The sequence below is a fragment of the Limimaricola variabilis genome (assembly GCF_034371605.1).
Taxonomy (GTDB): Bacteria; Pseudomonadota; Alphaproteobacteria; order Rhodobacterales; family Rhodobacteraceae; genus Limimaricola; species Limimaricola variabilis.
Map to the genome: position 1 here is coordinate 122,880 of NZ_CP139691.1, position 14,362 is coordinate 137,241.

The 14,362-nt window shown below is 65.9% G+C and carries 12 protein-coding genes; 6 read left to right on the plus strand and 6 right to left on the minus strand.

The window, feature by feature from the left end; translation table 11 throughout:
• Nucleotides 1-31: 31 nt before the first annotated feature.
• The 5 genes from T8T21_RS00600 (at nt 32) to T8T21_RS00620 (ending at nt 6,424) form a co-directional block, all read left to right on the plus strand.
• Nucleotides 32-1,747 carry a sensor histidine kinase gene (locus tag T8T21_RS00600; RefSeq protein WP_322336381.1) on the plus strand — a complete coding sequence of 572 codons (1,716 nt, stop codon included), beginning with the start codon at nt 32-34 and terminating at the stop codon, nt 1,745-1,747.
• Nucleotides 1,744-2,991: a sigma-54-dependent transcriptional regulator gene (locus T8T21_RS00605; RefSeq protein ID WP_322336382.1), complete on the plus strand. Its 1,248-nt coding sequence runs from the start codon at nt 1,744-1,746 to the stop codon at nt 2,989-2,991. The genes T8T21_RS00600 and T8T21_RS00605 overlap by 4 nt, the downstream gene beginning before the upstream one ends.
• Nucleotides 2,992-3,208: 217 nt before the next feature.
• Nucleotides 3,209-4,213, plus strand: coding sequence for a DctP family TRAP transporter solute-binding subunit (locus tag T8T21_RS00610; protein ID WP_183472749.1), 1,005 nt, complete (start codon nt 3,209-3,211; stop codon nt 4,211-4,213).
• Between the two features lie 88 nt (nt 4,214-4,301).
• On the plus strand, nt 4,302-4,994 hold the full coding sequence (locus T8T21_RS00615; RefSeq protein ID WP_322336383.1) for a TRAP transporter small permease: 693 nt from the start codon (nt 4,302-4,304) through the stop codon (nt 4,992-4,994).
• 2 nt (nt 4,995-4,996) lie between these two features.
• Nucleotides 4,997-6,424, plus strand: a complete 1,428-nt coding sequence (locus T8T21_RS00620) for a TRAP transporter large permease (protein WP_183472755.1) — start codon at nt 4,997-4,999, stop codon at nt 6,422-6,424.
• A gap of 69 nt (nt 6,425-6,493) precedes the next feature.
• Here T8T21_RS00620 and tpiA read toward each other — a convergent pair whose 3' ends face one another.
• From tpiA to T8T21_RS00645, 5 genes are all read right to left on the minus strand, one after another.
• Nucleotides 6,494-7,243: a triose-phosphate isomerase gene (gene tpiA / locus T8T21_RS00625; protein ID WP_322336384.1), complete on the minus strand. Its 750-nt coding sequence runs from the start codon at nt 7,241-7,243 to the stop codon at nt 6,494-6,496.
• A gap of 70 nt (nt 7,244-7,313) precedes the next feature.
• The gene (locus tag T8T21_RS00630) at nt 7,314-7,673 is read right to left on the minus strand and encodes a hypothetical protein (RefSeq protein WP_322336385.1); all 360 of its coding nucleotides are present in this window, start codon (nt 7,671-7,673) and stop codon (nt 7,314-7,316) included.
• A gap of 6 nt (nt 7,674-7,679) precedes the next feature.
• The gene (locus T8T21_RS00635; RefSeq protein ID WP_322336386.1) at nt 7,680-8,060 is read right to left on the minus strand and encodes a HesB/IscA family protein; all 381 of its coding nucleotides are present in this window, start codon (nt 8,058-8,060) and stop codon (nt 7,680-7,682) included.
• 66 nt (nt 8,061-8,126) lie between these two features.
• Complete coding sequence (locus T8T21_RS00640) at nt 8,127-9,770, minus strand: mechanosensitive ion channel family protein (RefSeq protein WP_322336387.1); 1,644 nt, start codon at nt 9,768-9,770, stop codon at nt 8,127-8,129.
• 102 nt (nt 9,771-9,872) lie between these two features.
• Nucleotides 9,873-10,229, minus strand: a complete 357-nt coding sequence (locus T8T21_RS00645; RefSeq protein WP_183472766.1) for an SUF system Fe-S cluster assembly protein — start codon at nt 10,227-10,229, stop codon at nt 9,873-9,875.
• A 358-nt stretch (nt 10,230-10,587) separates the two neighbouring features.
• On the opposite strand from T8T21_RS00645, the gene T8T21_RS00650 reads away from it, so the two are divergent.
• The gene (locus T8T21_RS00650) at nt 10,588-11,283 is read left to right on the plus strand and encodes a hypothetical protein (protein WP_322336388.1); all 696 of its coding nucleotides are present in this window, start codon (nt 10,588-10,590) and stop codon (nt 11,281-11,283) included.
• A gap of 309 nt (nt 11,284-11,592) precedes the next feature.
• Here the strand turns inward: T8T21_RS00650 and T8T21_RS00655 are convergent, their stop codons facing one another.
• The gene (locus T8T21_RS00655; protein WP_322336389.1) at nt 11,593-14,322 is read right to left on the minus strand and encodes a hypothetical protein; all 2,730 of its coding nucleotides are present in this window, start codon (nt 14,320-14,322) and stop codon (nt 11,593-11,595) included.
• Nucleotides 14,323-14,362 lie beyond the last annotated feature (40 nt).

The window sequence follows — 14,362 nt, forward strand, 5'->3', positions numbered from 1 at the left end:
TTGGCAAGCGCGCAGACGGTATGATGCGCCGATGATTGGATCGCGGATCAGGCGCGCCCTCGGGGTGCTCGGTTTCCTTGCACTGGTGGCGGCGTTGGCGCTGGCCGTGCAGCATTGGGGATTCCGCGCAGCGCTGAACGAGGCCGCGCGGCGCGGCGTGTCCGACCTGGCGCTGGCCTCGGACCGGCTCACCGGCGAGTTGCAGCGCTATCGCCAGCTCGCGGTGCTGACCGCGCGCCATCCCGATCTCGCGCCGCGGCTCGACGGGCCCGATGGCGGTCGCGCCGAAGCGCTGCTGCGTCAGACCGCCGACATGACCGGGGCGCTCGACATCGTCCTGCTCGACGCGCGCGGCCGCGAGGTGGCGGCTGCGGTCGAGGGGCCACGTCGGGGCCATATCGGCACGCCCTGGTTCGAGCGGGCGATGGATGGCGCGCTGGGCGTCGCGCATCTGTCGAGCGGCCGCTACGGGCGACGCATCTTCCTCTTCGCGGCGCCGCTTTTCGCCCCCGAGGGGCCGGTGGCGGGGGTGGTCGTGGTGGTCACCGATGTCGAGGCAATCGAGGCGAGCTGGCGCGGCGACCGCCCGGCGCTGTTCTTCACCGACGAGACCGGGCGGGTCTTCGTGTCGAACCGCTCGGAACTGGTCGGCCGCGCCGATCTGGGGTTGGTGGCGCGCCATCGCGAGGCGGGGCACGAGATCTGGCGGATGAGGGCCGGGCCCTATCTGCCAGAGCGTGGCCTGCATCTGGCGCAGCCGCTCCCGGTGATCGGCCTGACCGGCGAGGCGCTGCTCGACACCGCGCCGGCGCGGCGCATCGCGTTGCTGCAGGCGGCCGCGGCGGCGGCGCTCTGCCTCGCCTTCGGTGCGCTGCTGTTTCTCGCGACGATCAGGCGGCACACGCTGGCCCGCGCCAATGCCCGGCTCGAGGAACGGGTGGCGCGGCGGACCGTGGCGCTGCAGGCCGTCAACGCCGATCTGCAGCGCGAGGTGGCCGAGCGCGCGGCGGCCGAGGAACGGCTCAGGCGGGCGCAGGCCGATCTGGTGCAAGCGGGCAAGCTCTCTGCGCTGGGCCAGATGTCGGCCGGGATCAGCCACGAGCTGAACCAGCCGTTGATGGCGATCCGCAGCTTCGCCGAAAATGCCGAGACCTTTCTGGAGCGCGGCAACACCCAGGCAGCGGGCCGCAACCTTGAACGCATCTCCGAGCTGGCGCGCCGGATGGGCCGGATCATCCGCAACCTGCGCGCCTTTGCCCGCCAGGAAAGCGCGGCGGTGGTCGATGTCGATCTCGTCGCCGTGGTCGAGGCGGCGCTGGAAATGGCCAGCGCCCGGGCCCGGCAGGCGGATGTGACGATCGACTGGAGCCCGCCCGGGACCCCGGTCGTGGTCCGTGGCGGCGAGGTGCGGCTGCAGCAGGTGCTCTTGAACCTCGTCGGCAACGCGATTGACGCCATGGAGGGGCGCGAGGACAAGCGCCTCGTCATCGGCCTGAGCCGCGCTAGCGGTCGCGCCCGGCTGACAGTCCGCGACAGCGGGCCGGGGATCGGAGAGCCGGACCGGATGTTTGACCCGTTCTACACCACCAAGGAGGTCGGCGCCGCCGAGGGGATGGGCCTCGGGCTGTCGATCTCCTATGGGCTCGTCCAGAGCTTTGGCGGCGCGATCCGGGGCCGCAACCACGAGGCAGGCGGGGCCGAGTTCACGGTGGAGCTCGATCTGGCGCGTGAAAGCGAGGCGGCATGACGAACAGGGTTCTGTTGGTGGACGACGATCGCGCGGTGCGCGAGGCGCTGGGACAGACGCTGGAGCTGGCGGATCTCGAGCCCATCCTCGCGGGCTCCTATATCGCGGCCAAGGACCACATCGCCCCCGACTTCGACGGCGTCATAGTTACCGACATCCGCATGCCGGGGCGCGACGGGTTCCACCTTCTGGAGCGGGCGCGGGAGGTCGATCCCGAACTGCCGGTAATCCTGCTGACCGGCGAGGGCGACATCCCGATGGCGGTCCGGGCGATGGAGCAGGGGGCCCATGCCTTCCTCGAAAAGCCCTGCGGGCCGAAGGAATTCGTGAGCACGGTGCGGCAGGCGCTCGGTCTGCGGGCAGAGGTGCTGGCCGCGCGGCAGGCGCGCGCGGCCAAGTTTGCGGGCGATGCGGCGAGCCGGATGCTGGTCGGCCGTTCGGTCCAGGCCGAGGCGTTGCGCGAGCGGGTTCGCGCGGTGGCGCGCGCCAGCGCCGAAGCGCTGGTCTGCGGCCCCCCGGGCAGCGGCACCTCGAAGGTGGCCGAGGTGATCCACCTGCTTTCGGCCTCGGCCCGTGCGCCATTCGTCAAGCGCGCGGCGGCGGCCCTCGACGAGGCTGGGCTCGCTGCGGCGTTCGAGGAAGCGGGCGCTGGCACGCTCTATCTCGACGAGATCGCGGCACTGCCCCCGGGCACGCAATACGCGCTGCTCGACCGGCTGGAGAGCGACGCGGGAACGCGGCCCCGGGTGATCGGTGGCACCACCCGCGATCCGGCTGCCGAGGCCGATGCAGGCCGTCTCAATCCCGAGTTGTTCTGGCGGCTGGACCTGATGCGCGTTTCCATCCCGCCGCTGCGCGACCGACCCGACGATATCCCGGTCCTGTTTCGCCACTACGTCGCCCAGGCCTGCGAGCAGGCCAACCTGCCGATGCCGGAAATCGGCCCTGACCTGGTGGCGCGGCTGATGGCGCAGGACTGGCCGGGAAATGCCCGCGCACTGACCTCGGTGGCGATGCGGGTGGCGATGGGGCTCGATCCGGGGCTGGGCGAGGCAGAGACCGGGGACGAGCTAGGGCTGGCCGAGCAGCTGGCCCGCGTCGAGCGCTCGCTTTTGATCGAGGCGCTGCGCCGTCATGAAGGGCATGCCACCCGCACTGCCGAAGCGCTGAAGCTGCCGCGCAAGACCTTCTACGACAAGCTGGCGCGGCACGGCCTCAAGCCCGAGGACTACCGGCACGAATAGCTGTGCGGTTTTCCGCACAATGCCGTGACGGAGTGTGCGGCGCGCCGCGCAATGCCAGCCGAGCTACAAGGCATGCGCTTTAGGTTCGGCTCTTATTGCTCTGAAAAATCATGATTTCCTCCGTGCTCGGTGATTGAGCGGATTCCTGCTTGAGCGGTGGGCAAGCTGCCTGTTTCCTCGGCGCAACCGAAACCAAGTCTCTCGGGAGGAGACCCTCATGAAATACCTTTCGCTCGCTGCCACCGCCGCCGCCCTCGCCATCGCCGCGCAGGCCGCTCAGGCCGATCCGATGGGCTGCGACGCCGGCGAGACGGTGGTGAAGTTCAGCCACGTCACCAACACCGACAAGCACCCCAAGGGCATCGCCGCCGAGCTTCTCAAGACGCGCGTCAACGAGGAGATGGACGGCACGATGTGCATGGAGGTCTTCCCGAACTCCACGCTCTACACCGACGAGCAGGTAATCGAGGCGATGCTGCGCGGCGACGTGCAGATGGCGGCGCCGTCGCTGTCGCTGTTCGAGTCGATCACCAAGGCCTACCGCCTGTTCGACCTGCCCTTCCTGTTCGACGACATCGATCATGTCGATGCCTTCCAGGCCTCCGAGGAGGGCCAGAAGATGCTCGACGGCATGCAGCGCCGCGGCATCCAGGGCCTCGCCTACTGGCACAACGGCATGAAGCAGATGTCGGCCAACAAGCCGCTGATCGAGCCGACCGACGCGGCCGGGCTGAAATTCCGCGTCCAGCCCTCCGACGTGCTGGTCGCGCAGATGGAGGCGCTCGATGCCAGCCCGCAGCCGATGGCCTTCGCCGAGGTGTATGGTGCGCTGCAGACCGGCGTCGTCGACGGGCAGGAGAACACCTGGTCGAACATCTACGGTCAGAAGTTCTTCGAGGTGCAGGACGGCATCACCGAGACCAACCACGGCGTGATCGACTACATGGTGATCGCCAGCGTCGACTTCCTCGACAGCCTCGACCCGGCTGTCCGTGACCAGCTGGTCACGATCGTCGAGGAGGTCTCCACCGAGCGGAACGCCGCGGTGAACAAGGTCGATGCCGAGGCGCGCCAGGCGATCCTCGACGCCGGCAGCGAGATCCGCGAGCTGACCGAGGAGCAGCGCGCGGCCTGGGTCGAGACCATGAAGCCGGTCTGGGCGCAGTTCGAGGAAGAGGTCGGCGCCGAAATGATCGAAGCCGCGCAGAACGCAAACAAGTAAGCGCCACGCACGCAGAGGGGCCGGGTCGCCGCCGCGCGGCCCGGCCCCTCGCATATCCGCAACACAGCCGAATGAGGGGACAGAGGGGATGAACGCCGTCCACACCAAGCCCGGCAGGGGGCGTCTGGCGCGCATCATCGAGGAGTTCGAGGAGGGTATCATCGCCTTCCTGCTCGGCGCGATGACGCTGCTGACCTGCACCAACGTCATCATGCGCTACGGCTTCAACAGCTCGATCATCTGGAGCCTCGAGACCGTGCTGGTCCTGTTCGCCTGGCTGGTGCTGTTCGGCATCGCCTACGGCTTCAAGATCACTGCGCATCTGGGCGTGGACGCAGTCATCAACCTGCTGCCGCCGCGTGGCCGCCGGGTCGTGGCGCTGATCGCCTGCGCCGCCTCGCTGGCCTATGGCGTGCTGCTGCTGAAGGGGGCGTGGGACTACTGGGCGCCCTTCGCCGACCTGCCCAAGACAACCGGCACGTGGCTGCCCACCGGCTTCGACACCCAGGCGCGCACCACCTCGTATTTCGAGACCGACCAGATCCCGATGTTCGACTGGCTGCGCTTCCTCGAGGGCTGGATCAACTACGACGAGCGCTATTCCAAGATGCCGCGCGTCATCCCCTACCTGATCCTGCCGATCTCGGCCGTGCTGATCCTGTTCCGGCTGATCCAGGCCACGATCCGCGTCTGGAAGGGCGAATCCGACAGCCTGATCGTCAGCCACGAGGCCGAAGAGGCCGTGGCCGACGCCGCGCATCTCAACCGGGAGCTCTCCTGACCATGGAAGTCGCGCTTCTCTTTCTCATGATCGTCGGGCTGCTGCTGATCGGCGTGCCGATCGCCATCGCGCTCGGCCTGTCCTCGATCGTGTTCCAGCTCCTGTTTTCCGAGACCTCGCTGGCCTCGATCGCGCAGTCGCTCTACCAGGCGATGGCCGGGCATCCCTCGCTGCTGGCGATCCCGTTCTTCATCCTCGCCTCGTCCTTCATGTCGACGGGCGGCGTGGCGCAGCGGATCATCCGCTTCGCGATCGCCTGCGTCGGCCACTTCAAGGGCGGCCTCGCCATCGCCGGCGTGCTCGCCTGCATGATGTTCGCGGCGCTTTCGGGCTCCTCGCCCGCCACGGTGGTCGCGATCGGCTCGATCGTCATCGCGGCGATGCGGCAGGTGGGCTACACCCGCGACTTCGCCGCCGGTGTCATCTGCAACGCCGGCACGCTGGGCATCCTGATCCCGCCCTCGATCGTGATGGTCGTCTATGCCTCGGCCACCGACGTCTCGGTCGGGCGGATGTTCCTCGCGGGCGTCATCCCCGGCATCCTCGCCGGCGTCATGCTGATGATCACCATCTACGTGATGGCCCGGATCAAGGACATGCCGGCCGGCGACTGGCTCGGCTGGGGCGAGATCTGGGCCAGCTTCCGCGATGCGTTCTGGGGGCTGTTCCTGATCGCGATCATCATGGGCGGCATCTACGGCCACCCCTGGGTCGATTTTTCGGGCGGTTTCCCGATCACCTGGGCGCCCGGTGCCTTCACCCCGACCGAAGCCGCCGCCGTCGCCGCCGTCTACGCCTTCCTCGTCGCCACCTTCGTCTATCGCGACATGGGGCCGCTGGCCGCGCGCGAGCCGGGCGGACGCCCGACGCCACTCTACCGTGCGCCCTGGGCGCTGGTCACCGGCTTCGTGCATCGCGACACCCGCAAGACGCTGTTCGAAGGCGGCAAGCTGACCATCGTGCTGATGTTCATCATCGCCAACGCGCTGATCCTCAAGCACGTGCTGACCGACGAGCAGATCCCGCAGCACATCGCCAACGCGATGCTGGGCGCCGGCCTCGGCCCGATCACCTTCTTGATCGTCGTCAACGTGATCCTGCTGATCGGCGGCCAGTTCATGGAGCCCTCGGGCCTTCTGGTGATCGTCGCACCGCTGGTGTTCCCGATCGCGATCCAGCTCGGCATCGACCCGATCCATCTCGGGATCATCATGGTGGTCAACATGGAGATCGGCATGATCACCCCGCCGGTGGGCCTCAACCTCTTCGTCACCTCGGGCGTGGCAGGGATGTCGGTCATGGGCGTGGTGCGTGCGGCACTGCCGTTCCTCGCCGTGCTCGGCGTGTTCCTGATCATCGTCACCTACGTGCCGTGGATCTCGACCGCGCTGCCCAACGCCACGATGGGGCCTGAGATCATCGTCAACTGACGATCCTGCCGGTACCACGCGAAAGGGCGCCCCTCGGGGCGCCCTTTTTTTTGATGCCTTAGCTGGGGCTCAGAGCGAGGATTCGAGCGCCGAGACGATGGGCGAGAAATCGGTCGATTTAAGGCTCGCGCCGCCGACCAGCGCGCCGTCGACATTTTCGACGCCGAAGATCTCGGCGGCGTTGTCGGGCTTGACCGAACCGCCATAGAGCAGGCGGATGCCATCCGCTTCGCCGGCGAAGCGCTCGGCGAGACCGGCGCGCAGCGCGCCATGCACCTCGGCGATCTGTTCGACGCTCGGCACCTTGCCGGTGCCGATCGCCCAGATCGGCTCGTAGGCGACGACCGTGTTCGCGGCGGTGGCACCGTCGGGCAGGGAGGCCGCGAGCTGGCGGCCGACCACGTCGAGGGTCTCGCCCGCCTCGCGCTGCTCAAGGCTTTCGCCGAGGCAGATGATCGCGGTGAGACCGGCCTTGTGCGCGGCTTCGGCCTTGGCGCGGACCATCTCGTCGCTCTCATGATGATCGGCGCGGCGCTCGGAATGGCCTACGATCACGTAGCGGGCGCCCGCATCCTTGAGCATCTCGGCCGAGATGTCGCCGGTATGGGCGCCGCTCTCCTCGGCGTGGCAGTCTTGGCCGCCGACCCGGATCGGCTGGCCGCCAAGCGCGAAGGCCATGCGCGAGACCAGCGTCGCGGGCGGGCAGATGACGATATCGACGCGCGGCGCCGCCCAAGCGATGCCCAGCGCCTCGATCTCCTTCAGATCGGCGTTGGTGCCGTTCATCTTCCAGTTTCCCGCGACCAGCTTGCGACCCATGTGGCGTCCTTTCATGTGTGAAGAGTTGCAGCCTGTGTAGACCGGAACGGCCGAAGTCGAAACCATCCCGTCAGCGCGGGCGGGCCACATGCTCCAAGAAGGCCTCGATATCGTCGTCGCCGTAGCCCAATAGTCGACCGATCCGGCGCTCGCGCTCCGCCTCGAACGGCGCGATCGTCGCCTCCTCATAGAGCTCTCGAGGCAGCGCGGCCTCGACCTCATGTCCCGGGGCGTGGACGATGCGCACAGGCACACGGATGCCATGCTTGGCTGGCGATGCGAAATCCAGCCTGCCGAAGATGCCCTCGCTGAGGAAAGCATCGAGATTGTCCGGCCAGATCTCCACGAACAGCGCCAACCGCTTGGCGCCTACGCGCATCAGGGCAATCTCGTGCCCTTCATGCGGCCCGATACCGGGCGGCAAGGTCATGGGGGTTTAGCTGTTGCTGCGCTCGGCGGTCAGTTCTTCGATATCCTTGAACTTGATCGATTCGCCGCAGCCGCAGGCATCCTCGACATTCGGGTTGCGGAACTTGAACCCGCTTTCGAGCAGCGACGTTTCGTAGTCGATCTCGGTGCCGAACAGGAACATCTGCGCCATCGGTGCGATCATCACCCGCGCGCCGTCCTGCTCGACCGTCTCGTCGTTCGGATCGGCGGCGTCGACATATTCCATGGTGTATTCCATGCCCGCGCAGCCGCCCTTCTTGAGCCCGATGCGCAGGCCCGCGTGTCCGCCCTTGTCCATGAGACGGGCGATCTGCCGCGCGGCGGCAGGGGAGAGGCGAACGGCCGGTTTGCCGGGGATCGAGAACATGAAAGCCTCCTGTTGCGGCGCCCCCTCTACATAGGAGTGTGTCGGGCGCGGCTCAAGCCGATGCCGTCAGGCGGCCTCGGCCGGGTTGACCTGCGGGAAGACCGCGTACCCCTCGGCGGCGCGCTGGCGCGCCTTCTCGAGCAGCGCCTCGCGCACCACGCAGGACATCGTCCAGGCCGTGTCGGCCCGGGCGCAGGCGAGGCAGAACCAGACCTCCTGCCCGAACACGTCCTGATCGGCGACCATGACATAGCTCTCCTCGGGCGGCTGCACCTCGTCCTCGTCCTGCTCGGCGATGATTTCGAAGAACGCCTCGCGCAGCGGCTGGACCTCGGCGTCATGGGCGAGCCGGACCTTGATCACCCGGACCATCGAGGGCGTGCGCATGGTCCAGTTCTCGAACGGCTCCGCCACGAACTCGGACACCGGCACCACCAGCCGCACGCCGGTCCAGTCGAGCAGCTGGACATAGGTGAAGTTGATCCGCTCGACGGTGACGATGTGGCCGCGATATTCAAGCTTGTCGCCGATCTTGGCCGAGCGGTTCATCGCGATCTGCAGGCTGGCGAGGATGTTGCCGAGGATGTGGCGCGCGGCAAAGCCGATGAGCAGCGTCAGCGCACCCGCCGAGGCCAGCACCGACAGGCCGAGGCTGCCGAAGAGCTGCGCCTCGCGCAGCACGATGAAGCCGCCGATCAGCACGATCGCCACGATCAGCACCCGGCGCCACGCGGCGATGCGCGTCGCGATGTTGCGACGCTGCTCCATGCGCGGGTCGGACAGGGTGTCGTCGTCGAAGGGAACGATGCGGTTGAGCACCGCATCGACGCCGTTCAGCACGAAGATCAGCGCCGCTGCGGTGAAGCCCAGCGCGATCAGCGGCGTCAGCACGGTGTTGATCCGTCCCGAGAACATGAACAGCGAATGGCTCAGTACCGCCGTCAGACCCGAGCAGGCGGCGAGGATGATCGGCATCCGGGTGGCGCAGAGCACGTCGCGCGTGGTCCGCCGTTCGGCGCGCTGGGCGATCTTGTCCTGCAGCCGCCCGACGATCCATCCGACGACCCCGACCAGCGCCAGCATCGCGGGGAACGCCACCAGCTCCCACCATCGCAGCCCCCAGAAGGCCTGTTCGCGCCAGGCCTCGGGCATTTCCTCCTCGAAGCGGGTCGGGCCATAGAGCGCGTGCAGCGCGGGAATGTTGTCCACCGTCTGGCGCGAAAAGACCCAGACCGGATCGCCGTTCTTGGGCTTGAGGCGGTTGAGGCGGATCGCCACGGCGCGTTCGTCGAGCTCGACCACGTCGATCAGGATCGAGCGCTGCGGCTGTCCCGCCACCGCGCTTTCCGAGCTGGCATTGGCGTCGAGCGCGTCGGGCCGCTCCAGCAGCGCGGTCCAGTTGATGATCGCGGTGCGGTCCAGCACCTCGACCAGATCGGCGGCGAGCCGGGCGCCACGCCTGACCTGCTCGGAGGGGGGGATGCCGGTCAGATCCAGCAGATGCGCCGCGGTCTCGCGCTCGCCCGTCTCCACCAACTCGAACAGCGCCTCCATGCTGGATTGCGGCGTCGTGCGGTCGAGATCCTCCGGCGCGAGCGGCAGGCCCTGGTTCAGCGTCTCGACTTCGAAGACGGTCATGTCCTGCGCGTGCGCCGCGACCGGCAGCCAGATCAACAGCACCAGCGCGCGAATGAGGGTCTTGAGGGGCAAGGCGGATCTCCGGCGATGTCGCCGACCCAACCTAGGGCGACCGCGCCGGTTCCGGCGGGCGGGTCGAGGGCAAGGGGCGGGCAGGCGGCCCGCCCGTGCCGATCACATGAAGCCGAGCTCCAGCCGCGCCTCGTCGGACATCATTTCCATGCCCCATTGCGGCTCCCAGACGAGGTCGACATCGACCTGCTTGATCCCCGGCACGGCGCCGACGGCGTCGGCGACCCAACCGGGCATCTCCCCCGCGACCGGGCAGCCCGGTGCGGTGAGCGACATCTTGATGTTCACGGCGTTCTCGTCGTCGATATGAATCGTGTAGACGAGGCCGAGATCGTAGATGTTCACCGGGATTTCGGGGTCGTAGACCGAGCGGCAGGCCTCGACCACCTGGTCGTAGAGCGCGTGATCGGTGGTGGAGGGCGCGATCAGCGGCGTGCCTTCGAGTTGGGTGTCGGGCATGGGCTGTCCTTGGTCTGGAACGGGGGCGCGCGACGGCGCCGATACCTGAGCGATCATATAGGAAAAGCGGGGGGCGGGGTAAAGGGTGGGCGCTGTACCTGCTCGTGCTACGGCCAGCGGGTCCGTTTGACGGAAGGGGCAGTGTAGCGGAACAGTGAAACCCGCAGTGTTTTACAGTAAGCTTTGCAGCAGCGCACTTTCAAAAGCGAACGCGATCTAGCGAGCTTCAAGGGGTCTTCAAAGATTTGGTTTAGGCCCCGGTCTGGCACGGACAGTTCAGCTGACTGACGGTGACGGCGGCTGATCCAACGTCCGCTGTAGGCTTCAGATCTGTCCTTGCAGGGCGATTCCAACTTGCTTGAGCAGTGAGGGTGGTGTTGCTGGCAGCCATGTCCCATCGAATGAAGGTGCTCTCGTGTCTCAACTGTTTTCTGATCTGTTTCGTGAAGTGAGTAAAGGAAAGGCTGTTTTTCCTTCGTCCTCCAGACCTGAAATAGACTGGCACCGACCAATCTTCGTAGGACTGGAGGCCGCGGTTAAATCGGAGGAGTCTTTCCTATTGAGCGAACATGGCCACATCGAGGTTCATCGAGGTCGAGCATCCATCGGTTTCGGCTTTGAGGGAATCAAACCTCCTTACCTCTTTCGAAATGCCAGCCTGTCCGCTGACGGTCTGCGCAGGATATTTACGCGACTGGAGTTCCTTGTGTTCGCAAGCATCAAGTGGGACGTGTACCAACATGATGGCAAATATCTTCCAGAAACCGAGAGTTTCAGCGAAAGGGTTAAGTTCCTGAAAGGTCGAGGCCGACTACGCCGAGAAGACGAAGATGCTCTCCGCCTGATAAAAGCGACTCGTGATGAGTTTGCGCACTCCACACTGGCGGTCAAAGATCTGTTCTTTAGCGGTCTGCCGCTTTCCCGTTCATTCCCGGATCTTGTTGCGAATGCTACTCGTGTAGCTATCCCGCTTGAAGGGGAGTTCATGAAGGTTCAAGAGCGACAGGTCGACTGGAGAATCTTCAATATTGTTGTGAACGGTATGGCTTGTTGACTATCGGGCGACAATAACGTGTGTAGCTGACTGCTCGACTGGCAACGCGAAAAATTCACAAGAAACCGAGCAGATCGCAATTCATATGGGACACCAAGCGGCGCGCGACATATCCAGCTTTTCTCCGGCTGCGACAGCGCTCGCACGTGCCGATCAAGTTGGGGACGTGCACAAACGTGGCAGTCGTGAGCGTTGTGGGCCAAGGGAGACACTGGATCGGCCGGGATAGAATGCAGCAACCCCGTTTGCGGTGGCGGCAGCATGAGAATGAAGCGCCCAGCCGGAATGATCCGACGGGCGATCTTGCCATCAGCCGTCGAACGCCTCGGTGATCGGCGTGTCGAACTTGAACGCCAGACGATACGCCGCGCCCATGTCCTTGAGGCCCACAAAACTCGGATGCACGGCATCCCCATTTGCCGTGTTCAGCGCGTAATCGTCGCCCTCATAGGCCGTCACGTCCGCGTTCGCCGTCGCAAAGCCCCGGCAGGCGGTGCGGATCTTCAGCAGGTTAGCGAAACGGCGCTGGCCGTCGGCGTTGTTCGGATAGCTGTCCACCACGCCCAGTTGCGCGCCCTCGGTTTCCGCAGCTCCTGGCACCGGCAAGTGTGGCACAAGAATGATCGTTGGCAGCGGGTCGATCCCGAGGCGGGCCTTCTTGCGGTCATGGATCGTCTGGAGCCACCCCTGATAGGTCGCGTCGTTCGGCAGCGTCGTGGCGTCAAGCGCATAAGCGTCGTTGATGCCCTCGGCCCAGTAATCCATGACGAACTTCACACCGTAGCCCATGCGCCGCAGCTCGGCTTCGTATTGCAGGAAGCCCGACACAAGAACGGTTGAGAACAGCGTTCCGATTGCATCGTCAGGATGGCGACTGTCCACACTGATAACAGAGCCCCCACCTGACTTGGCGGTGTTTACTGGCGCGGCCATGGTTCCACCCACGGCCAGCTTCATGTGGAAGATCGGCCATTTGTGCGGGTTCGGCGCGTAGCGATGCCGCTCCGCAAAGCCGTAGAGCGGCCCCATCTTCGCAGCCCGTCCGTTGTGATCGAGCGCCACGCCCTCGTTGCCCGCCTGCTTGCCGTTCGAGGTGGTCTTGCCAGCCCAATAGGTCAGTTGCTCGAATGGCCGCACGGCTGCCCCATCCGAAATCGGACCGTCCACCCCAGTCAGGAAGGTGTTGCCATAGTAATTCTGGCGCAGCGAAGGGGTGGCGGCGAGCGTCGGGTCATCGTCCATCACCAGAGACGTGTGATGCGTACTCTCTCCGGTCCAGATCGCCACGCCGCACCGCTTCGGGCAGACCTCGGGGATCAGATAATGCCCCCGCTTGGCGAGTTGCTTGGCGAGGAACAGACGCACCTTCTTGACTTGATTCAACGTCAGCGCACCCGAAGCCGTGGCCACGCAGAGCAGACGGTAGGGATATGCCAAAGCCCCGGCCCCGTCCTCGCGGGTCGAGCCAAAGAAGATCGACCCCGTGCCTTGAGCCGCCTTCTCGATCCACGCCCCGGTGATGCCGCTGATCGCCGCCCCTTTCAGCATCGCGCCGTCGGTCAGGCGATGCGGGAAGTCCCGAATGCCAGGACCACCGATCGAGCGGAACTTGGCGAGCGCCTTGTTGAGCACGCCGGTCGTAACCGCATCTGTGTTGCGCGGGAAAGTCGCGAGGTAATGCGCCCGCCCGACCCCAACCTCATAGACCAGAAATAGCGTCCGTGCCGTCACCGTGTCCGGCGAGCCAAACCAGGCGTTGTTGAGCGTCAGTACCCCTTCGTCGTCCCAGTAGATCGAGCCGCCGGTCTTAGTACCGCCCAGCGTGGTATCGGCGGTATCGATGTCCACCCCACCGATCATGTCTTTCAGGATCGTGCCCTGCCCCTCGTCACAGGGCCAGTAGTGGTTCAGCAGGTTGCGGCCTTCGGGCTCACCCCTGTGCGGGTTGAACCGCTCCCAGCCAGTCACCCCGTAGCGCACCGTCTCGCCCAGGGATGCCGTGTTGGGCAGGGGCACCACGCCGTCCGCCGCGTCCGCGTCGATCTTGAACCGAACTTCCTGTAGCGTCTTCAGCGAAGACGCCGCGACGCTGCCGCTGACGCCGGTGAGACGGTAGAACCGCCAGCCCTTGAAGTTGGTCGACAGGGTGGTGTCGACCAAGGCCACGCCGGAAGGGTCCAGCACGAAACTGGCGCCGAGATCGGTGAACGTGACGCCGTCACGTGAGCCCTGCCACTTCCACGTCCCGAAGCTCGCAGAATCGCTGGAAAAGTCGAACGTCACCTCGTTGATGATCTTGGACGCGCCGGCGCCGAAATCGAACAGCACCCAGTCGGCACTCGATACGGACTCGCCGGGGTTGAACAGCACGCCGCTCGTCGTTCCATCGACCAGCGTCTGCGCGACATAGGGCGTAGAGATGATGCCGCTGGTCGTGACCTTGATGAGACCGGATCGGTCTCCCTGACCGCCGGGCTTGGTATAGGCCGGTGTCGGCGTCTTGATGTTCAGTTCAGCGCGCAAGGCGCTGGCGTCGCCGATCACCAGAAAGGTGATCGGGTCGGTCCCGAGCGTCGCTACCACCGACGGCGTCTTGTAGACCTTGCCGGCATTGGTCACGCCATCCGTCACTTCGAAAGCCGAGCCGACCACTTCGGCCGCGGCGTTCATGTCGGTCGCCCGCGCGTGCGCCCCGGCGCTGTTGTAGACATAGACGCCATTTTGCGCGGCGTTGGTCTGCGCCGGCGCCAGGTAGCGATCGCCGTTCGACATGGTGCGCCCGTCGACCGCATAGGCCCCGGTGAGTGCGACGTTGCCGGTTGCAGCAGCCACCACCGCCTGCTTGCGGTTATAGCCATCGATGCCGAGCGCCTCCAAGCCCTCTACCCGACTGGGGATGTCTCTTAGTTCGGCTTGTGTGACGATCTGATCAACTGCGGCCGACAGCGCTACCCGAACCATCGAACCATCGCGGTTCCCGAGGAACTCATCGATCAAAGCGGCACTATCGAGATCGGTGCTGCGCACGCCGTTGGTCATCGCGGTCTCCTGTCAGGTTTCGCCGCACCCTCGCGCGCGC